This window comes from Burkholderia sp. MSMB1498 (assembly GCF_001526245.1).
GTDB lineage: Bacteria > Pseudomonadota > Gammaproteobacteria > Burkholderiales > Burkholderiaceae > Burkholderia > Burkholderia savannae.
Window position 1 is genome coordinate 43519 of the sequence record NZ_LOYJ01000121.1, and the last position, 20044, is coordinate 63562.

Sequence of the window (20044 nt, forward strand, 5' to 3'; positions counted from 1 at the left end):
GAACATGGATGTAATCGTCATCGGCGGCGGCGTCGCCGGCATCGCCACCGCCTACCAGCTGCGCGCGGCCGGCCATCGCGTGTGCGTCGTCGAGCGCCACGCGACGGTCGCGCAGGGCGCGACCTACGGCCAGGGCGGCACGCTGCTGCCGACGCCGCTCGACGTGTGGTTCGGCCCGACCTTCATGCGCGAGCGACGCGCGCAAAAGAGCGGCGTCGTCTACAAGCCGGGCTTGAACGGCGCGCTGCGGCGCTTCGCGAGCCGCCTCGACGCGCTGCGCGAGCCCGCCGCGTTCGCCGCGCAGTACGCGAAGCTGAAGCCGCTCGTCGAGCTCTCGCGCGACGCGATCGCCGACGTCGAGACGCGCTTTGGCCTCGAATTCGAGCAGAAGAGCGGCGTGCTGCACGTCGTGCGCGACGCGGCCGAATGGGAACGCACGCAACCCGCGCTCGACCTGATGCGCGACCTCGGCCTGCCTTACGAAACGCTCACGCCCGACGCGTGCGCGGCGCTCGAGCCGTCGATGCCCGCCGAGCCCGCGTTCGCGGGCGGCGTGCTGTTCGCGCAGGAGCGCACCGCGAATTGCCCGCTGCTCGTGAAGCTCGTCAAGCAGGTGCTCGACGAGCACGACGTGCAGTTCCGGCTCGGCCGCGCGGCCGCGGCGATCCGCACCGACGCGAAGCGCGCGGCCGTCGAGCTCGCGCCCGATCCGGCCGATCCGCGCGCGGCGAAGGCGAAGGAAGTCGACGTGATCTCGGCCGACGCGATCGTCGTCGCCGCGGGCACGGAGAGCCTTTCGCTCGTCGAGCCGCTCGGCGTGCGCGCGCCGCTACATCCGGTGCGCATCCACACGCTGACGGCGCCGCTCGCGTACGAGGAGCACGCGCCGCATCTGAGCATCGTCGACTCGGTCAAGCGGATCGCGATCACGCGGCTCGGCCAGCGGCTGCGGATTGGCGGCGCCGCCGTGCTGCAAAGCGCGAAGGACACCGCGCGGCCGCTGCCCGAGCCGCTCTCCGAGACCGCGCTCGCGCTCCTCGGCCAGGCGACGCACGATTGGCTGCCCGGCATCGCGAAAATCTCCGCCGCGCGCGCGTGGCAGGGCGCGAAGCTGTTGTCGCCGGACGGCCTGCCCGTCGTCGGGCCGACCGCCGACCCGCGGGTCTTCGTCAATTTCGGCCACGGCCCGGCGGGCTGGGGCCTTGCGTTCGGGTCTGCTAAAGTGGTGGCAGATGACGTCGGCGGCGGCGCGCACCGCGTGCCCGCCGACACGCTCGCCGCGCTGCGCGCGGAGCGCTTTGCCACCTGACGCCGTTGCCGCCGCGCGCGGGGCGGCGCGTGATCGCGAGCCGCCCATGATCCTCTCTGCCGATTCCGCCCCGCCCCCTTCTCCCGAGCCGTTCGACGCGCCGCCGATTCACGCGAGCGAGCCGCTCTTGACCGTCGCCGAGCTGCGCGACGTCGAGACCGCGGCCACCGCCACGCTGCCGCCTCACACGCTGATGGACCGCGCGGGCAAATCCGCCGCGCAATGGCTCGCCGCGCGGCTCGTCAGCGACCCTCGCCCCGTCTGGTTCGCGGTCGGCCCCGGCAACAACGGCGGCGACGCGCTCGTCGCCGCGGCCGAGCTGCGCCGGCTCGGCTTCGCGGCCGACGCCTGGATGCCGATCGAAGCGAAGCCCGACGACGCGCGCTGGGCGCTCGAGCGCGCGCGCGCGGCGAACGTGCCGATCGACGAAGCGGCCCCCGAATCATTCGACGGCTACGGCTGGCTCGTCGACGGCCTGTTCGGCATCGGCCTCGCGCGGCCGCTCGACGGCGCGTACGCGGCGATCGCGCAGCGAATCGCGGCGCGCGCGCGGCACACGGGCCGCGTGCTCGCGCTCGACGTGCCGAGCGGCCTCGACAGCGACACCGGCATGCGCGTCGGCGCGGGCCCGGCCGTCGCGGCAACCGACACGCTGTCGTTCATCGCCGCGAAGCCCGGCCTCTACACGGGCGACGGGCGCGACCTGGCGGGCGAGATTCACGTCGCGCCCCTCGATCTCGACGAGGCCGTCGCGCCCGCGATCCGGCTGAACGCGCCCGATCTCTTCGACGCGCGCCTGCCCGAGCGCGCGTTCGCGTCGCACAAGGGCACGTACGGCAGCATCGCGATCGTCGGCGGCGACACGGGCATGTGCGGCGCGCCGATCCTCGCCGCGCGCGCGGCGCTCTTCGCGGGCGCGGGCAAGGTCCACGTCGGCTTCGTCGGCGCGGGCGCGCCGCCGTACGATCCGCCGTATCCGGAACTGATGCTGCATCCGGCCGACGCGTTGCCGACGGCCGCGCTCACCGCGCTCGCGATCGGCTGCGGGCTCGGCGCGAGCGAGCACGCCGCGCACACGCTCGCGGCGCTGCTGCGGCTCGACGCGCCGAAGCTCATCGACGCCGACGCGCTGAACCTGATCGCGAAAACGCCCGAGCTTGCCGACGCGCTCGCCGCGCGCGGCCGCGCGGGCGACGCCGCCGTGCTCACGCCGCACCCGCTCGAAGCAGCGCGCCTGCTGTCGACCGACGCGGCCGACGTCCAGCGCGATCGCGTCGCGGCCGCGCGCGCGCTCGCCGCGCGCTTTTCGGCGATCGTCGCGCTGAAGGGGTCCGGCACCGTGATCGCGGCGCCCGACGGCCGCGTCGCGATCAACCCGACCGGCAACGCGGCGCTCGCCACAGGCGGCACGGGCGACGTGCTGGGCGGCCTGATCGGCGCATTCCTCGCGCAGCGGATGCCGCGCTACGAAGCGGCGCTCGCGGGCGTCTACCTGCACGGGCTCGCCGCCGAGCGGCTGTGCGCGGCGGGGGCGGGCCCGGCGGGCACAGCCGCGGGCGAGCTCGCGGCCGCCGTGCGCCTGCTGATCAATCGGCTGTTTTATACGCGACCCGCCACGTCGGGCCAAGCGCCGCTATACTGATCGTCCCGCCGCGCAGGCGGGCTCCTCGTCCGCCTGCATGCCGCGCGCCGGCGCGCAGGCGCGGCCCTCCCCGGTTCAAGCCGTTTCGCTCCTGATTGCCATGACGCTGAATTCGCTCCCCGTTTGGCCCGCGCTGCAAGCGCACTACGAAGAGATCCGCGACGCGCATCTGCGCGACTGGTTCGCCCCCGCCAACGATCCCGCGCCGACGCGCGCCGAACGCTTCACGTTCGAAGGCGGCGGCCTTGCGGCCGATTTCTCGAAGAACCGCATCACCGACGCGACGCTCGCCCTGCTCGTGCAGCTCGCGCGCGAAGCGGGCGTCGAGGCGCGCCGCGACGCGATGTTCGCGGGCGAAATCGTGAACCCGACCGAAGGCCGCGCGGCGCTGCACACCGCGCTGCGCGCGAGTTCGCCCGACGCGCCGTTCCACGCGCAGGTCGCGGCCGAACGCGCGAAGATGGCGCGCTTTTCCGACGCGGTGCGCAGCGGCGCATGGACGGGCTACACCGGCAAGCGGATTCGCCACGTCGTGAACATCGGCATCGGCGGGTCGGACCTCGGGCCGAAGATGGTCGTCCACGCGCTGCATCACGTCGCGACGCCCGACATCGCGACGCACTTCGTGTCGAACGTCGACGGCGCCGATCTCGCACGCGTGCTCGAGCGGATCGATCCGGAAGAGACGCTCGCGATCATCGTGTCGAAGACCTTCACGACGCTCGAGACGATGACGAACGCGCGCTCGCTGCGCGACTGGTTCGTCGCGAAGGGCTGCCCGGAGGGCGCGCTCGCGAAGCATTTCGTCGGCGTGTCGGCGAACCCCGCCGAAGTCGTCAAGTTCGGCATCGCCGAAACCAACGTGTTCGAGATGTGGGACTGGGTCGGCGGCCGCTACTCGCTGTGGTCGGCGGTCGGCCTGTCGATCATGATCGCGATCGGGCCGGAGCGCTTCGGCGAACTGCTCGCCGGCGCGCACGACATGGACGAGCACTTCCGCACCGCGCCGCTCGAGCGCAACCTGCCGGTGCTGCAAGGCCTCGTCGGCATCTGGTATCGCAATTTCTTCGGCGCGCAGAGCTATCTCGTCGCGCCTTATTCGGAAGCGCTGCATTACCTGCCGTCGTATCTGCAACAGCTCGAGATGGAGAGCAACGGCAAGTCCGCGCGAATCGACGGCGCGTTCGTCGGCTACCCGACCTCCGCCGTCACGTGGGGCGAGCCCGGCACGAACGGCCAGCACGCGTTCTTCCAGATGCTGCACCAGGGCCCGACGCTCGTGCCGATCGATTTCGTCGCCGTGCTCACGCCCGAGCATCCGCTCGCGAGCCACCACCCGAAGCTGCTCGCGAACTGCTTCGCGCAAAGCGAGGCGCTGATGCTCGGCCGCACGCTCGACGAGGCGCGCAAGATCGCGGGCCCGGAGAAGCCGGAGCTCGCGCCGCACCTGACGTTCCCCGGCAACCGGCCGACGACGACGCTCCTCGTCGACGCGCTCACGCCGCGCGCGCTCGGCGCGCTGATCGCGCTCTACGAGCACAAGGTGCTCGTGCAGGCCGCCGTGTGGAACATCAACCCGTTCGACCAGTGGGGCGTCGAGCTCGGCAAGATCCTCGGCAAGATCGTCGAGGCGGACCTGACGGCCGCGCAGCCCGATCCCGCGAAGCACGATTCGTCGACGTCGACGCTGATCGCGCGCGCGCGCAAGGCGCTCGGCAAGTAATGCACGTGCGGCGCGCGAGCGACGGCGGTCGAGCCGCTGCTGCGCCGCCGTTCGCGCCGCGTCAGCTCGCCTCTTGCCGCGCGCGGTCCGCACCGCGCAGACGCCCCGCCTCGAGCACGACCGTCGTCTCGCAGCGGCGCGCGAGCTCCGGATCGTGCGTGACGAGCACGAGCGTCGCGCCGTGCGCGCGGTTCAGCTCGAACATGAGGTCGATCACCGCATGGCCCGTCGCCGCATCGAGGCTGCCCGTGGGTTCGTCGGCGAACAGCAGCGCCGGGCGCGTGACGAACGCGCGCGCCAGCGCGACGCGCTGCTGCTCGCCGCCCGACAGGAGCTTCGGATAGTGACCGGTGCGCGCGCCGAGCCCGACCTCTTCGAGCAACGCGCGCGCGCGCTGCGCGGCCTCGCGCGCGCCGACGCCGCCTTGCAGCTCGAGCGGCAGCATCACGTTCTCCAGCGCGCTCAGATGCGGCATCAGTTGGAACGACTGGAACACGAAGCCGACCGCGCCGTTGCGCAGCGCCGCGCGCGCATCCTCGTCGAGCTGGCCGAGATCCTGGCCGAACAGGCGAACCGTGCCCTCGGTCGCGCTGTCCAAGCCGGCGAGCAGACCGAGCAGCGTCGATTTGCCCGACCCCGACGCCCCGACGATCGCGACGCTGCTGCCGGCGCGAACCGTCAGATCGATGCGGTCGAGGATCGTCAGTTCGCCGGCGGCGTCGGCGACACGCTTGCACACATTCCGCACTTCGATGATCGGATCGGTAATCTTGAGCATGAAACGCACATTTCACTGGAAGGTTGGCGCAACACTTGCCGCGATCGCGGCGCTCGCCGGCCCGGCATCCGCGGCGACGAACGCCGCGCCCTCGACCGGCGCACACGGCAGCAAGCCCGTGATCGTGGTGCTCGGCGACAGCCTGTCGGCCGAGTACGGCCTGCCGCGCGACACGGGCTGGGTCGCGCTGATGCGCACGCGTCTCGCGGCCGAGCGAATCGATTATAGCGTCGCGAACGCGAGCATCTCCGGCGACACGACGAGCGGCGGCCGCGCGCGGCTGCCCGCGGTGCTCGCGCGGCTGAAGCCCGCCGTCGTCGTCGTCGAGCTCGGCGCGAACGACGCGCTGCGCGGCGTGCCGCTCGCCGCGACCGAAAGCAACCTGCGCGAGATCGTCGCGCAGGCGCGGCAGGCGCGCGCGCAAGTGCTGCTCGTCGGCATGTACGTGCCGCCGAATTACGGCCCGGACTACACGCAGAAGTTCCACGGGATGTACGCGACGCTGTCGAAGGAGATGCGCGTGCCGCTCGTGCCGTTCTTGCTCGCCGGCATCGAGAACAAGCCCGACATGTTCCAGGCCGACCAGATCCATCCGACGCAGGCCGCGCAGCGCCAGTTGCTCGACAACGTGTGGCCGGCCCTCAAGCCGCTGCTGCGGACGTCGTCGCGCTGACGGTGGCACGCTGACGGTAACGCGCCGAAGGCCGACGTCAGCGCCGATACCGCGTGACAATCGCGACAATTCGGCGGCGCGCAAGCGCGCGCCGCACCGCTGACCATCCCGCATCGCCCGAAACGCAGCCGCGCTCCGGGGCGCACGCCGAAACGAAACAGCCCCGCTCGATGGCGGGGCTGTTTTGCATCGAGCGGGCGCGCTCGTACGCGCCGCCGGTCGCGGTCCGTCAGTTCGAACCTTGCTGCGCGTTATCGGCGCTCTGGCCGTACACCTTGACCTTCGAGCGCGCGCGCAGCGACGCGAGATACGCTTGCGTCTCGCTTTGCGCGTACACCTGCGCGAGCTGCTGCTGGGCGGCCGCGAGGCGCTGATCGTCGACGGGCGCCGCCGCCACGACCGAATTCACGCGGAAGATCGCATAGCCGTCGGCGCCGAGATCGATGCCGACGTACGCGGGCAGCGTCTTCGGATCGACCTTGTAGATCGCGCTGACGGCCGCGGGCGGCAGCCCATGCGCCTGCGTGCGCGAGATCTTGTCAGGCGCGGCGAAGCCCGCCGTCGACTTCGACTTGCGCAGCTCCGCGAGCTTCGCTTCGCCGTCCTGCTTCGCAAGGCGCGCCGCCTCTTCGGCCGCCACCTTCGCGCGCACCTGATCCTTGATCGCGCCGAGCGCGGGCACGGTCGACGGCTGATAATTCGTCACGCGCGCGGCGATCAGCGTGTTGTTGCCGATGTCGACCGCCTGCGTGTTGTTGCCGTTCTTCACCGAATCGGCGGCGAACACGGCCGCGAGGAACTTCGCGTTGTTGAGCGGGCTGTCGGGCGGCAGCGCCGGGTTCGGTTGCGGCGACACCGTCGCGGTCTGGATCGTCAGCTTGTACTTGTCGGCGGCCGGCTGCAGGCTCTTCGCCTTTTCGTAGACGGTCGACGAGAAGCCTTCCGCGTTGTCCGCGAACGCCTTCGCCGCGAACTGCTGCTTCAGGTCGGCCGCGATCGACTCCTTCACTTCCGCGAGCGGCTTCACGACGGCCGGCTTCACGTCGGTCGCCTTCAGGATGTGAAAGCCGAAATCGCCCTGCACGACGCCGCTCATGTCGCCCTTCTTCAATGCGAACGCTGCGTCGTCGAACGCCGCGCCGCCCGCGGTCGAGCCGCGCGTGATGAAGCCGAGGTCACCCCCCTTCGCCGCCGACGGCGCGTCTTGCGAGTTCTTCTCGGCGATCTGCGCGAACTGGTCCGGATGCGCCTTCACGTCGGCGAGCAGCTGCTCGGCCTTCGCCTTCGCGGCGGCCTTCTCGGCCGCGCTCGCATCCTTCCCCGCGGCGATGAAGATATGGCTCACGCGCACCTGCGCGTCGGTGCGGTAGCGCGCGATGTTGTCGTCGTAGTACTGCTTGATGTCGACGTCGCTCGGCTGCGCCGAGGCGGCGGCCGCCGCCTGCGAGTACACGAGATACTGGATCGTCGCCGTCTCGCGCGTCGCGAACGCCTGCTTGTGCGCGTCGTAGTAAGCGGAGATCTGCGCGTCGGTCGGCTGCACCTTCGCCGCGTAGTCGGCCGATTTCAGCACCATCGGCTGCACTTCGCGCTGCTGCTCGGCGAGCTCGGTCAGACGGCGCGCGACGCTCTTCGGCGTGAACGCGCTCGACACGATGCTCGCCGGAATCTGCTGCAACGCGAGGTTGTAGCGCACGCGCTCCTGGTATTGGTCGGCCGTCATGCCCTGCATCGCGAGCATCTGCGTGTAGCGCTCTGCGTCGAACGAGCCGTCCGGCTTCTTCAGCGACGCGATCACCGGATCGCCCAGCAGCGTCTGGCGCACGGCGCCGTCCGATGCGGTCAGATGCAGGCGCTGCGTCTCGTCGGCGAGCGCGCGCTGCTGGATCAGGCCGTCGAGCAGTTGCTGGCGACGCTCGGGCGTGTCGAACGCTTTCGCGTCGAACTGCGCGCCGAGCATCTGGCGCGCCTGGTCGACCTGCTGGCGCAGCATGCCGTCGAACTCCGCGCGCGTGATCTTGCGCCCGTTGACGGCCGCGACGTTCGCGCTTTCGTCGAAGAACCCACGGAAACCCTGAATGCCGACGATCCCAAGCCCCGGCAGCACGATCAGGAGCAGGAAAAACATCATCAGGCGCTGGTGATTGCGAAAGAAATCGAGCATGCGTGGCGGCGTGAGCTGGACAAAACGCCCGATATTACAACAGCGGGCAAGAAAAAAGGCGAACCGGAGTTCGCCTTTCGGGATGATGGCGGAGCGGACGGGACTCGAACCCGCGACCCCCGGCGTGACAGGCCGGTATTCTAACCGACTGAACTACCGCTCCTTGGTCTTGCTTGCGTGGCCGGGACGCGAAATCGGACGAGATGCCGCACGCCCATCGAAGGCATACGCTCGGCCGGTCCCGGCAGCTACCGCGAGAGCGCGGTGGCAATCCGAAATATTATCCGATATTGTCATCCGAGCGCAACGGCAATTCGCCTGTCGCCTGCGAGATAAGCCTTGCCCGCCTTCGGCGCCCAACCGACAGATCGACACGTACCGCAACACGCTTTCCCGTCACGCGACACGCGCCCGCCGCGCTTTCGCGCTCATCGAGACCATTCGTCACCGGTTGCGCCTACAACGACGCGGCGCCTCGCCCTCGCCCAGCGCTTCGCCTGCGCGATCGCGATGCGTATCGCGCTGCCTTCCGACATCCCGTCTCTCAGCAGCGCATTGGCGATCTCGATTGCCTTGTCGCGCACCCAGGGCGTCAGATTGCGCATCGACGCCGGGTAGCGTTCGGCGGTCCAGGGCATGTTGCCTCCGCGTGCAAAAGCGGGGCGATCGAACCCGCACGAACATGCAGCCACCTTCGGATCGCATGCGGTGCGTCACGCGATGCGCGCATCACCGGCGCTCCAGACGGCTCAGCAGCGCATTCGCACGCTATCGATGCCCTTACGGCGAGCGCTCGCCGATTATGCAATCAAGCACGCGGCCGACGCACGGCGCCGCCTCGACACGCACACGCGCGCAAGAGCACGCGCCAGCACGAATGCCGCCGCGCGAGCCGCTCACCGACGCCAATACGCGCGAACGAGTTGTTCGTCCTGACTGTATTTCAGGTCGAGCGAGCCCTGATACGCGGATTTCAGCGCCGAGCCGAGATTGCGCGCCAGATGGACGTCGGTGGTGGTCACGACGGTCGCGCCGCCGTCGGTGTCGATCGCCATGATCCGCTGCATCGGATGTCCCGCGCGCGCCCGCTCCTCGTGATGGCGCAACAACTGCAGCAGTTCCGACAGATGCTCGCTCGCGAACGGTCCGTCGATATGGAGATAGCCGGCCGGCATGCGCTCGGCGGTTCGTTGACAGGCGCCGCATTGATGCTCGTGCGCGTCGTCGGGACGCGCGAGCCACTGCCAGCGCCCGGCGCTGAAAACCGCGCCGCATGTGGGACACACCGTCGGCTCGTGCAGCTTGCGACGCATCGCATAGGGATCTTGCGCGAGTCCGGGATAGACCACTTCGTGACTGCCTGCCTTGAAAGGCCGCGTGCGATGATTCATGGAGACGCTCCTTGCATGACGCCGAACGAATGCAACGACAGCCTCAGCCTAGGGCAGGCGCCCGGCTCGACGTTGACCTGAGTCAACGAAGCCATGCCGCGCTTACGGGCACGCGCAACCCACGACGCGACGCGACTCGACGCGCAACGCTCGCGCCGCAGGCGATACGCCCCTTCCCGTTTGCACACGTTGCGCCGCCGCATCGCGCGGCGCTCGTGCCGCCGGCGCATCCCGTGCCCGCCCGCGCAACCGCCGGGCGTTGATCGACATCAAGCCGGCATTCGCGCCGCGGCGAACAATAAGGGCGTCGCGGCACGCAAGAAGCCGAACCGCATCGACCAACGGCGCGCGCCGCATGCGGCCGACGACGCATACGCACGACCAACCACGTTTTTCACCGAGTACAACAATGAAATTACCGCTCGAAGTCTCGATTCAAGGAATGCCTCGCTCCAACGCGCTCGAAGAAGCCGTCGCCCGCCACGCCGCCAAGCTCGAACGCCATTGCGCCGACATCATCCGCTGCCGGGTCAGCGTGATCCTCGACGACAGACACAAGCACCAGGGCAAGCCGTTCGACGTGCATGTCGACGTGACGATTCCGGGGCGCGAGATCGTGTCGAATCGCGAATCCGACGAGGACGTGTACGTCGCGCTGCGCGACGCGTTCAGCAATGCCGAGCGGATGCTCGACGATGCGGTGAACAAGCGCCGGGACCACACGAGGCAGTCCGCTTAGCGGCGCCACCGCGCAGCGCATCTCGTGCACATCCCGCGCGCAGGACAAACCCCGCACGCGGCCAGACGGGCGCTCCCGACGGCGCTCGCCGGCCGCTCCGCCAGAACGACGCGCGCTCGACGCTCGGGCGAATCGCAATGCGGCTCCGCGCCGCGTGGACGCCTTACGGCGGACATCGCGACGCCCCACCACGCGGAGCGCCCGCGTCGCGCGCCCGCATCGAGTTGGCGAAGCCTCAAAACAAAAAACCCGCAAAGCGAATCGCCATGCGGGTTTCGGTTGCTGCTCCTGTCTGCTTCGAACGCGTGCCGCGAAACGGAAATGGTGGGTGCTGAGAGGCTCGAACTCCCGACCTACGCCTTGTAAGGGCGCCGCTCTACCAACTGAGCTAAGCACCCGCTCCGGATTCACGCCGTTCTCGATCGGGGCATCGCACCCCTCAAGCAGCTAGCCGGTGATTTTAGCGCAACCTTCAACGCTTTGCCAAGCCTCAATTCGGACACGGCTGGCGCGCGGATGTCGATCGCCTCGCCGGCCGGCGCGGCTTGCCGCCGCCGCGCTCGCCGCCCCACCCCCGAACGCGCCGAAGCCCGCCGCGCATTATCGTGACGCGGCCACGGCCGGTTCGCCGGCCGGACAGCGCATCGGGCTCGCGCGCCGCCCATGACCTCGGCCAATCAACGTGCATTGCGCCACGGTCGATCGACTCGGTCTCGCTCGTTTCATCCGCACTCCGGGGTCGGCCGCCGCTTCACGCCGTGCATGAAGCGCGCACACGCAGCCCCGCGAACCAGAGAAAACCCACAACGAAACGCCGAGACGCGCTCGCCTCCTGGCCCGGCACGCGGGAAGCACGCTCCGTCATCACGCCGCGCAAAAACAAAGCCCACGGCCTTGCGACCGTGGGCTTGTTCAGCAGAACGCAAATTGCTTGCGCGCGCTCAGTGCTTGACGACTTCGGACGAGCCTGCGTCCTTCGCGGGTTCCGCAACGGGCGCCGCCGCTTTCGCCTCTTCTTCCGGCAGCGCGCTCGGCAAACGTTCGAGCGCAAGCTCGAGCACCTTGTCGATCCAGCGAACCGGCACGATTTCGATCGCGTTCTTCACGTTGTCCGGAATGTCCGCGAGATCCTTCACGTTCTCTTCCGGAATCAGCACGAGCTTGATGCCGCCGCGGTGCGCCGCGAGCAACTTCTCCTTCAGCCCGCCGATCGGCAGCACTTCGCCGCGCAGCGTGATCTCGCCCGTCATCGCGACGTCGGCGCGCACCGGGATGCCCGTCAGCACCGACACGAGCGCCGTCGTCATCGCGATGCCGGCGGACGGACCGTCCTTCGGCGTCGCGCCTTCGGGCACGTGGATGTGGATGTCCTGCTTCTCGAACGCCTCATCCTTGATGCCGAGCCGGCGCGAGCGCGAGCGCACGACCGAGCGCGCGGCCTCCACCGATTCCTTCATCACGTCGCCGAGCGAGCCCGTGCGGATCACGTTGCCCTTGCCGGGCATCACGGCCGCCTCGATCGTCAGCAGATCGCCGCCTACTTCGGTCCACGCGAGCCCCGTGACCTGACCGACCTGGTTCTCCTTCGCGGCAAGGCCGAAATCGTACTTGCGCACGCCGAGGAACGTGTCGAGGTTCTCGCCGTCGACCTTGATCGCGCCCGTTGCCTTCTTCAGCAGCAGCATCTTCACGACCTTGCGGCAAATCTTCGAGATTTCGCGCTCGAGCGACCGCACACCGGCTTCCCGCGTGTAGTAGCGGATGATGTCGCGGATCGCCTGCTCGGTGACCTCGACCTCGCCCTCCTTCAGGCCGTTGTTCTTCTTCTGCTTCGGCAGCAGGTAGCGCTGCGCGATGCTGACCTTTTCGTCTTCCGTGTAGCCCGACAGACGGATCACTTCCATCCGATCGAGGAGCGGCGGCGGAATGTTCAGCGAGTTCGACGTCGCGACGAACATCACGTCCGACAGATCGAAATCGACCTCGACGTAGTGGTCGGCGAACGTGTGGTTCTGTTCCGGATCGAGCACTTCGAGCAGCGCCGACGACGGATCGCCGCGGAAATCCATCCCCATCTTGTCGACTTCGTCGAGCAGGAAAAGCGGATTGCGCACGCCGACCTTCGACAGGCTCTGCAGGATCTTGCCCGGCATCGAGCCGATGTAGGTGCGGCGGTGGCCGCGGATCTCGGCTTCGTCGCGCACGCCGCCCAACGCCATCCGGACGAACTTGCGGTTCGTCGCGCGCGCGATCGACTGGCCGAGCGAGGTCTTGCCGACGCCCGGGGGCCCGACGAGGCAGAGGATCGGCGCCTTCACCTTGTCGACGCGTTGCTGCACCGCAAGATACTCGAGAATCCGCTCCTTGACCTTCTCGAGGCCGTAGTGATCCTCGTCGAGCACCTTCTCGGCGTTCGCAAGATCGTTGTTGACCTTGCTCTTCTTGCGCCACGGCAGCGCGATCAGCGTGTCGATGTAGTTGCGCACGACGGTCGCTTCCGCCGACATCGGCGACATCAGCTTGAGCTTCTTCAGCTCGGCGTCGGCCTTCTTCTTCGCTTCCTTCGGCATGCGCGCGGCGTTGATGCGCTTCTCGAGCTCCTCGAGATCCGCGCCTTCCTCGCCTTCGCCCAGTTCCTTCTGGATCGCCTTGACCTGCTCGTTCAGGTAGTACTCGCGCTGGCTCTTCTCCATCTGGCGCTTCACGCGCCCGCGGATGCGCTTTTCGACCTGCAGGATGTCGATCTCGGCCTCGAGCTGCGCGAGCAGGTGCTCGAGACGCTCGATGACCGGGAACATCTCGAGGATGTGCTGCTTCTGGTCGAGCTTGAGCGGCAGGTGCGCGGCGATCGTGTCGGCGAGCCGGCCCGCCTCGTCGATACCCGACAGCGACGTCAGGATTTCGGGCGGGATCTTCTTGTTCAGCTTCACGTACTGGTCGAACTGCGACACGATCGCGCGGCGCAGCGCTTCCGTCTCGGCGCTGTCCGCGTGATCCGGTTCGAGCGGCATCACTTCGCACGAGAACTGCGTCTCCTGCTCTTCGATCGACAGCGCGCGCGCGCGCTGCAAGCCCTCGACCAGCACCTTCACGGTGCCGTCGGGCAGCTTCAGCATCTGCAGGATGTTCGCGATGCAGCCGACGTCGTACATGTCCTTTTCGGTCGGCTCATCCTTTGCGGCCGTCTTCTGGGCGACGAGCATGATGTGCTTGCCGCCTTCCATCGCAACTTCCAGGGCCTTGATCGACTTCGGCCGGCCCACGAAGAGCGGAATCACCATGTGCGGGAAAACGACGACATCCCGCAGCGGCAGCAGCGGCAGCAGCGGGAGCGTGGTGCGTTCCGGCGGGAGAAGTTGGGTGCCTGACATTTCATTTCCCCATGAGTGGAATCAATTGTTCGATAAGTAAGGCCGGCACAACGGATTGCAAGCCTTCAGCGCGTGGGAAATATTCAGTAAAAAGGTTACCGTTCGGTTCGAGTCAGAGTTACCCACAAGATAAACGAAAAAAAGCCGTTCACGATTCCATGAACGGCTTTTTTGCACATCAAACGTCAAAGCCGGTCAATTCGAACCCGCCACTTTCGGCGTGTCCTCATAAATCAATAACGGTTTGCCGTCTCCTTCGATGACATTGTCGTCGATGATCGCCTTGCTGACCCCTTTGAGGGTCGGCAACTCGTACATCACGTCGAGGAGCGCCTGCTCGATGATCGAACGCAGCCCGCGCGCGCCCGTCTTGCGACGGATCGCCTTGCGGGCGACCGCCTGCAGCGCGTCCGGCCGGATTTCGAGTTCGACCCGCTCCATCGCGAAAAGCTTCTGATACTGCTTGACGAGCGCGTTCTTCGGCTCGACGAGAATCTTCATCAGCGCGGCTTCGTCGAGCTTGCCGAGCGTCGCGACGACAGGCAGACGGCCGATCAGCTCGGGGATCAACCCGAATTTGATCAGATCCTCCGGCTCGACCTCGCGCAGCACTTCGCCCGCATCCCGCTCCTGCTTGCTCTTCACGGTCGCGCCGAAACCGATGCCCGTCTTCTCGGTGCGATCGGTGATCACTTTCTCGAGGCCGTCGAACGCGCCGCCGCAGATGAACAGGATGTTGGTCGTGTCGACCTGGATGAAATCCTGGTTCGGATGCTTGCGGCCGCCCTGCGGCGGCACCGACGCCATCGTGCCCTCGACGAGCTTGAGCAGCGCCTGCTGCACGCCCTCGCCCGATACGTCGCGAGTGATCGACGGGTTGTCCGACTTGCGGCTGATCTTGTCGATCTCGTCGATGTAGACGATTCCGCGTTGCGCCTTCTCGACCTCGTAGTTGCAGTTCTGCAGCAGCTTCTGAATGATGTTCTCGACGTCCTCGCCCACGTAGCCGGCTTCCGTCAGCGTGGTCGCGTCGGCGATCACGAACGGCACGTTCAAGAGGCGCGCGAGGGTCTGAGCGAGGAGCGTCTTGCCGGAGCCCGTCGGGCCGATCAGCAGGATATTGCTCTTCGACAACTCGACATCGTCCTTCTTGTCGAGATGCTTCAGGCGCTTGTAGTGATTGTAGACGGCGACGGCGAGGATCTTCTTCGCGCGCTCCTGCCCGATCACGTACTGATCGAGGATGTCGCGAATTTCCTGCGGGCTCGGCAGGTCGGATTTGGACAGGCTGGCTTCGACGCCCGCCGCGGCCGCTTCGTCACGAATGATCTCGTTGCACAAGTCGATGCATTCATCGCAGATGAACACAGACGGCCCCGCGATGAGTTTTTTCACCTCATGCTGGCTTTTGCCGCAAAACGAGCAATACAACAGCTTCTCGCTGTTCGAACCTTTCTTGTCCGCCATGAATGTAGAGCCTCCGGACACGTGAGTTACATGATACGCCGTTTGTCCCCGACACCATGACCTGGTAAATACTCGGGAGACGGCGGCGATGTTCTTTTGCCGCAGATGCTCGGGGCGCGTGGCGGGCGCCACCCCTATTGGGGCGGCACCCCACTAAAGCTTACGGACGCTTCGTCGACACGTGGTCGATCAGCCCGTACGCCTTCGCATCTTCGCTGGACATGAAATTATCACGGTCGGTGTCACGCGCGATGCGCTCGACGTCCTGACCGGTGTGATGAGCGAGCAGGTGATTCAGGCGGTCCTTCAGGTAGAGGATCTCGCGCGCCTGGATCTCGATGTCCGACGCCTGGCCGCGCGCGCCGCCGAGCGGCTGGTGGATCATCACGCGCGCGTTCGGCAGCGCGTAGCGCTTGCCCTTCGCGCCCGCCGCGAGCAGGAACGCGCCCATGCTGGCCGCGAGGCCCATGCAGAGCGTCGACACGTCCGGCTTCACGAACTGCATCGTGTCGTAGATCGCCATCCCGGCCGACACCGAGCCGCCCGGGCTGTTGATGTAGAGGCTGATGTCCTTGTCGGGATTCTCGCTTTCGAGGAACAGCAACTGCGCGACCACGAGATTCGCCGTCTGGTCGTTGACTTCGCCGACCATGAACACGATGCGCTCTTTCAGGAGCCGCGAGTAGATGTCGTACGAACGCTCGCCGCGGCCGCTCGTCTCGACGACGATCGGCACGAGCCCGAGCGCTTGCGCCTCGAAATCCCGCGGGGCTTGCGAAGCCAACGTGTCCAGCAATTGAGCGCGATTAATCATTCAATGAGCCTTGTCCGAGAATGAGTATTGAACGGCAGGAAACGAGCCGGAGAACGTCGCACGCGGCGCCGCCCCAATGAAAAACGGCGTGCGGGCCGTCGTCGCTCCGACAGCCGGCACGCCGCTAGAGCGACACTTAAGCTTGCGCCGTTGCGCTCGCCAGTGCCTCGAAGCTTACTTCCTTGTCCGTCACCTTCGCCTTGCCCAGCACGAAATCGACGACGTTGCTCTCAACGACGAACGCTTCCATTTCGGCAAGGCGCTGCTGATTCGAATAATACCAGCGGACCACTTCCTTCGGGTCTTCGTAGCTCTTCGCGAATTCGTCGACTTCCGCCCGGATCTGCTCCGGCTTCGCCTCGAGGCCGTTCGCCTTCACGAGCTCGGCGAGCACGAGGCCGAGCTTCACGCGGCGCTCGGCCTGCTCGGCGAACATCTCGGCCGGAATCGGCGCGTCCTTCGCGTTCGGCACGCCGCGCTGCGCGAGGTCCTGGCGGGCCATCTCGACGAGGCGCTGCTGATCCTGCTCGACGAGCGCCTTCGGCACGTCGAGCTCGGAGATCTTGAGGAGCGCGTCCATCACCTGGTTCTTCACGATCGACTGCGTGCGGCGCTTCGCCTCGCGCTCGAGGTTTTCCTTGATCTCGTTGCGCATCTTGGTCAGATCGCCGTCCTCGACGCCGAGCGACTTCGCGAAATCGGCGTCGATCGCCGGCAGGTGCGGCCACTCGACCTTCTTCATCGTGACCGTGAACTGCGCCGTCTTGCCCGCCACGTCCTTGCCGTGGTAATCGTCCGGGAACTTCAGGTCGAATTCGCGCGGCTCGCCCGCCTTCAGGCCGAGCGCGGCCGTCTCGAATTCGGGCAGCATCCGCCCTTCGCCGAGCACGAACACGAAGTCTTCGGCCGTGCCACCCTGGAACGCGACGCCGTCGATCTTGCCGACGAAATCGACCGTCACGCGATCGCCGTTCTGCGCGGCCGCGTCCGCGCCGCCGTCGCCGTGCTCGCCGCTTTCGCCGCGCGCGTGGAAGTGCACGCGCTGCTTGCGCAGGATGTCGAGCGTGCGGTCGATCTCGGCGTCGCCGATCGTCGTCGTCGAGCGCTCGACTTCAGCGCTCGCCAGATCGCCGATCTGCACTTCCGGGTACACCTCGAACGTCGCGTCGAACGCGTACGCGCCTTCGGTGATGTCCTGCTTCGGCGAGAAGCTCGGCTGGCCCGCGACGCGCAGGTTTTCCGCACGGCTGATCGTGAAGAATTCCTGACCGATCTTGTCGCTCAGCACCTCCGCCTCGACCTGGCCCGCGTACTGCTGCGCGACCATCTTGAGCGGCACCTTGCCCGGGCGGAAGCCCGGCATGCGCACGTTCTTCGCGAGTTTCTGGATGCGGGCGTCGATCTCCTTCTGCACGACTTCCTTCTGCAGGGAGATCGTCACGCGGCGTTCGAGCTTGCCGAGGTTTTCAACAACGTTAGCCATGGCTTCAATCGTCCTAAAATTATTCGAGCGAATCGGTTTTTCCTTGCCGTGCCAGCCTTGCGGCGGACGCGCTGTCGCGCACCGTCCGTTCGCTTGCGCGAGCGCATCGGGCGCAGGCCGCGCCTGGCGGCCTAGTCAGCCTCGCGCGCGTCCCGTCGGCGGCTTGATGCACGGCTTTGGCCGGAAGAATCGACTATTCTAGCAAACTATTTTCCCCTCACCGCGAGTTCGGGCCCTGGCGCGACGCAGCATCGCGCGCGGCGCGCCCCGAGCGATCCCGAACATGCGCAACGCGGTATCCCGCGCGCGCCGGGCATCCGGTAAGCTCGCTTCACGGTCCTCGCCGGCCGTCGCGCGGCGCGCGTGCGCCCTCACATTCGCCATGCCCGCCCGACTTGCCCACGCGCGATCGGCCCGTCGTCACGAACCGCCTCCGGAGACACCATGCCGCTGCACTCGCCCGCGCCCGTCGTCGTCATTGCGCCCGATTCGTTCAAGGGGTCGCTGTCGGCCGAGCAGGTCGCGAACGCGATCGCCGCCGGCGTCGCGCGGGCGCGCCCCGACGCCGTCCTGCGCCGCCGCCCGATGGCCGACGGCGGCGAAGGCACGCTCGATGCGCTCCTCGCGCACGCCGGCGCGCGTCGCACGCTGCGCGTGCCGGGCGCGTCGCTCGCGCCGCGCGACGCGGCCGTCGGCCTCATCGACGAGCGCACGGCGATCGTCGAGACGGCGGAAATCGTCGGCATCACCGATCCGGCCGGCATGCGCGTGCCCGTCGCCGCGCGCAGCACGCGGGGCCTCGGCGACGCGATCCGCGCGCTCCTCGACGAAGGCGTGCGTACCTTCTACGTCGCGCTCGGCGGCAGCAGCACGAACGACGCCGGCGCGGGCTTGCTGGCCGGCCTCGGCTTGCGCGCGTTCGATGCGCACGGCCGGGAGATCGATCCGACGCCCGAGCGGCTTGCGCAGGTCGCGAGCGTCGACGTCGCGGAGCTCGACGCACGCCTGGCCGGCACATCGTTCGTCGCGATGTCCGACGTCGACAATCCGCTCACGGGCGAGCACGGCGCAACCGCCGTGTTCGGCCCGCAAAAGGGCGTGACGCGCGAGCAGGTCGCGCCGCTCGACGCCGCGCTCGGCCATTTCGCGACGCTCGTCGAGGCGGCGCTCGGCCGCCGTCCCGCGGGCACTTCCGCCGGCCGCGCCCGCGACCTGCCCGGCGCCGGCGCCGCGGGCGGCCTCGGCTTCGCGCTGCACGTGCTCGGCGCGCGCTTCGAGCCGGGCGCCGAGGTCGTCGCGCGCCAGGTCGGGCTCGACGAGGCGCTCGCGGGCGCGACCTGGATGATCACGGGCGAAGGCCGCTCGGATGCGCAGACGCTGCACGGCAAGGCCCCGTTCGTCGCATGCCGGCACGCGCGCGCGGCGGGCGTGCCGGCGACGCTGCTGTCGGGCGCGATCGACGCGGCGGCGCTGCCGCAATTGTCCGATCATTTCGACGGCTGCTTTTCGCCCGCGCCCGGGCCGATCACGCTCGACGCGGCGCTGCGCGACGCCGCGCGCCTGCTGGAAAACGAAGCCGAGCAACTGACGCGGCTGCGCTACGGCCGGGCGTGACGTGCGTCGCGCGTTCGGCGCGCGGACGGCACCGTTGACCGCGCGCCGCGATGCGGCAACAATCGGGCCCGCACCCCTCATTCAGGACACGACATGGCAGGCAGCAAAGTCGGGCTCGACCAGTTCATGACTTACCGGATGCACGTGCTGAACAAGCTCTCCGATCGCGGCATCGGCGAGCTCTATCAGACGAAGCTCGGCATATCGCTGCCCGAGGCGCGGATCATCGCGTCGGTCGGCGCGTTCGGGCCGTTCTCGATCATGGAGCTCGCGCGGCGCGCGAATCTCGACAAGAGCCAGGCGAGCCGCGCGGCCGAGGCGCTGATCCGGCGCGGGCTCGTCAGGCGCGGCCCGAGCGACGACGACGGACGCGTCGTGCTGATCGCGCTCACGCCGGCCGGCGTCGCGCTCAACCGGAAGATCATGCCGATCGCGCGCAAGTGGAACGCGACGCTGCTCGACTGTCTGAGCGAAAGCGAGAAGGCCACGTTCAGCCGTGCGCTCGACAAGATCATCGCGAGCGCGCGGGAACGGACGGATTGAGCTCGGCCGGCGGCATGCAGGAGGCTCGTGTCCGGCTCGTGCTCGACTCGGAAGCGCGGGTGTTGGAGCCGAGCGGCGGGTGGTCGGCGCAGGGATGATTGGGTCGGGTTTCGCGCCGACTATTCGTTCGGTTGGGCGAAGGGTCGGCAGATCGACGAGTCCTCCGGCCGGTGGATCGGTGGATCGGTGGATCGGTGGATCGGTGGATCGGCAACCGTAGTCGAATCGGCGACGTCCGGCACGCGTTTCGCCCGTATTTCACCCGCATTTCGCCCGTCTCCCCCGCCCGAACGACGTGCGCCGAACGACGTACGCTGAACCCGCACCCACCCC

Annotated in this window: 15 protein-coding genes and 2 tRNA genes; 7 read left to right on the forward strand and 10 right to left on the reverse strand. The window is 68.0% G+C overall.

Annotated elements, in window-relative coordinates:
• The first annotated feature begins 4 nt into the window (after window positions 1–4).
• From WS91_RS28440 to pgi, 3 genes are all read left to right on the forward strand, one after another.
• A complete protein-coding gene (locus tag WS91_RS28440) occupies window positions 5–1309 on the forward strand; it encodes an FAD-dependent oxidoreductase (protein ID WP_059671482.1) in 1305 nt (434 codons plus the stop codon).
• Between the two features lie 46 nt (window positions 1310–1355).
• Window positions 1356–2951 (forward strand): NAD(P)H-hydrate dehydratase, encoded by a 1596-nt coding sequence (locus tag WS91_RS28445; RefSeq protein ID WP_059671483.1) that lies wholly within the window; start codon window positions 1356–1358, stop codon window positions 2949–2951.
• 100 nt (window positions 2952–3051) lie between these two features.
• Complete coding sequence (pgi, locus tag WS91_RS28450) at window positions 3052–4674, forward strand: glucose-6-phosphate isomerase (RefSeq protein WP_059671469.1); 1623 nt, start codon at window positions 3052–3054, stop codon at window positions 4672–4674.
• A 61-nt stretch (window positions 4675–4735) separates the two neighbouring features.
• On the opposite strand, the gene WS91_RS28455 is transcribed toward pgi, so the two are convergent.
• On the reverse strand, window positions 4736–5452 hold the full coding sequence (locus tag WS91_RS28455) for an ABC transporter ATP-binding protein (RefSeq protein WP_059671470.1): 717 nt from the start codon (window positions 5450–5452) through the stop codon (window positions 4736–4738).
• Here WS91_RS28455 and WS91_RS28460 point away from each other — a divergent pair.
• The gene (locus tag WS91_RS28460; RefSeq protein WP_038744632.1) at window positions 5451–6125 is read left to right on the forward strand and encodes an arylesterase; all 675 of its coding nucleotides are present in this window, start codon (window positions 5451–5453) and stop codon (window positions 6123–6125) included. The genes WS91_RS28455 and WS91_RS28460 overlap by 2 nt on opposite strands.
• A 229-nt stretch (window positions 6126–6354) precedes the next feature.
• Here the strand turns inward: WS91_RS28460 and WS91_RS28465 are convergent, their stop codons facing one another.
• The 4 genes from WS91_RS28465 to WS91_RS28480 all read right to left on the reverse strand — a co-directional run bounded on the left by WS91_RS28465 (window position 6355) and on the right by WS91_RS28480 (window position 9680).
• On the reverse strand, window positions 6355–8289 hold the full coding sequence (locus WS91_RS28465; RefSeq protein WP_059671471.1) for a SurA N-terminal domain-containing protein: 1935 nt from the start codon (window positions 8287–8289) through the stop codon (window positions 6355–6357).
• An 86-nt stretch (window positions 8290–8375) separates the two neighbouring features.
• A tRNA-Asp gene (locus tag WS91_RS28470) sits at window positions 8376–8452 on the reverse strand.
• A 265-nt stretch (window positions 8453–8717) separates the two neighbouring features.
• A complete protein-coding gene (locus WS91_RS28475; protein WP_038744634.1) occupies window positions 8718–8927 on the reverse strand; it encodes a hypothetical protein in 210 nt (69 codons plus the stop codon).
• A gap of 258 nt (window positions 8928–9185) precedes the next feature.
• Window positions 9186–9680, reverse strand: coding sequence for a BCAM0308 family protein (locus tag WS91_RS28480; protein WP_038744636.1), 495 nt, complete (start codon window positions 9678–9680; stop codon window positions 9186–9188).
• 409 nt (window positions 9681–10089) lie between these two features.
• On the opposite strand from WS91_RS28480, the gene WS91_RS28485 reads away from it, so the two are divergent.
• Window positions 10090–10419 (forward strand): HPF/RaiA family ribosome-associated protein, encoded by a 330-nt coding sequence (locus WS91_RS28485; protein ID WP_059580694.1) that lies wholly within the window; start codon window positions 10090–10092, stop codon window positions 10417–10419.
• Window positions 10420–10741: 322 nt separating this feature from the next.
• On the opposite strand, the gene WS91_RS28490 is transcribed toward WS91_RS28485, so the two are convergent.
• The 5 genes from WS91_RS28490 to tig all read right to left on the reverse strand — a co-directional run bounded on the left by WS91_RS28490 (window position 10742) and on the right by tig (window position 17554).
• Window positions 10742–10817, reverse strand: a tRNA-Val gene (locus tag WS91_RS28490).
• 543 nt (window positions 10818–11360) lie between these two features.
• Complete coding sequence (gene lon, locus WS91_RS28495; protein WP_059671472.1) at window positions 11361–13790, reverse strand: endopeptidase La; 2430 nt, start codon at window positions 13788–13790, stop codon at window positions 11361–11363.
• 195 nt (window positions 13791–13985) lie between these two features.
• On the reverse strand, window positions 13986–15257 hold the full coding sequence (clpX, locus tag WS91_RS28500; RefSeq protein WP_038744641.1) for an ATP-dependent Clp protease ATP-binding subunit ClpX: 1272 nt from the start codon (window positions 15255–15257) through the stop codon (window positions 13986–13988).
• A 160-nt stretch (window positions 15258–15417) separates the two neighbouring features.
• On the reverse strand, window positions 15418–16071 hold the full coding sequence (gene clpP, locus WS91_RS28505; RefSeq protein WP_038744642.1) for an ATP-dependent Clp endopeptidase proteolytic subunit ClpP: 654 nt from the start codon (window positions 16069–16071) through the stop codon (window positions 15418–15420).
• A gap of 136 nt (window positions 16072–16207) precedes the next feature.
• Window positions 16208–17554 carry a trigger factor gene (gene tig, locus WS91_RS28510; protein WP_038744644.1) on the reverse strand — a complete coding sequence of 449 codons (1347 nt, stop codon included), beginning with the start codon at window positions 17552–17554 and terminating at the stop codon, window positions 16208–16210.
• Between the two features lie 444 nt (window positions 17555–17998).
• Between tig and WS91_RS28515 the strand changes: the two genes are divergently transcribed.
• Complete coding sequence (locus tag WS91_RS28515) at window positions 17999–19168, forward strand: glycerate kinase (protein WP_038744645.1); 1170 nt, start codon at window positions 17999–18001, stop codon at window positions 19166–19168.
• A 93-nt stretch (window positions 19169–19261) separates the two neighbouring features.
• Complete coding sequence (locus WS91_RS28520; RefSeq protein WP_038744647.1) at window positions 19262–19711, forward strand: MarR family winged helix-turn-helix transcriptional regulator; 450 nt, start codon at window positions 19262–19264, stop codon at window positions 19709–19711.
• Window positions 19712–20044 lie beyond the last annotated feature (333 nt).

Bases quoted from the DNA above. Each gene is read 5' to 3' on its own strand.
- WS91_RS28440 (WP_059671482.1), top strand. From the start codon at position 5: ATGGATGTAATCGTCATCGGCGGCGGCGTCGCCGGCATCGCCACCGCC.
- WS91_RS28445 (WP_059671483.1), top strand. From the start codon at position 1,356: ATGATCCTCTCTGCCGATTCCGCCCCGCCCCCTTCTCCCGAGCCGTTC.
- pgi (WP_059671469.1), top strand. From the start codon at position 3,052: ATGACGCTGAATTCGCTCCCCGTTTGGCCCGCGCTGCAAGCGCACTAC.
- WS91_RS28460 (WP_038744632.1), top strand. From the start codon at position 5,451: ATGAAACGCACATTTCACTGGAAGGTTGGCGCAACACTTGCCGCGATC.
- WS91_RS28455 (WP_059671470.1), bottom strand. From the start codon at position 5,452: ATGCTCAAGATTACCGATCCGATCATCGAAGTGCGGAATGTGTGCAAG.
- WS91_RS28465 (WP_059671471.1), bottom strand. From the start codon at position 8,289: ATGCTCGATTTCTTTCGCAATCACCAGCGCCTGATGATGTTTTTCCTG.
- WS91_RS28475 (WP_038744634.1), bottom strand. From the start codon at position 8,927: ATGCCCTGGACCGCCGAACGCTACCCGGCGTCGATGCGCAATCTGACG.
- WS91_RS28480 (WP_038744636.1), bottom strand. From the start codon at position 9,680: ATGAATCATCGCACGCGGCCTTTCAAGGCAGGCAGTCACGAAGTGGTC.
- WS91_RS28485 (WP_059580694.1), top strand. From the start codon at position 10,090: ATGAAATTACCGCTCGAAGTCTCGATTCAAGGAATGCCTCGCTCCAAC.
- lon (WP_059671472.1), bottom strand. From the start codon at position 13,790: ATGTCAGGCACCCAACTTCTCCCGCCGGAACGCACCACGCTCCCGCTG.
- clpX (WP_038744641.1), bottom strand. From the start codon at position 15,257: ATGGCGGACAAGAAAGGTTCGAACAGCGAGAAGCTGTTGTATTGCTCG.
- clpP (WP_038744642.1), bottom strand. From the start codon at position 16,071: ATGATTAATCGCGCTCAATTGCTGGACACGTTGGCTTCGCAAGCCCCG.
- tig (WP_038744644.1), bottom strand. From the start codon at position 17,554: ATGGCTAACGTTGTTGAAAACCTCGGCAAGCTCGAACGCCGCGTGACG.
- WS91_RS28515 (WP_038744645.1), top strand. From the start codon at position 17,999: ATGCCGCTGCACTCGCCCGCGCCCGTCGTCGTCATTGCGCCCGATTCG.
- WS91_RS28520 (WP_038744647.1), top strand. From the start codon at position 19,262: ATGGCAGGCAGCAAAGTCGGGCTCGACCAGTTCATGACTTACCGGATG.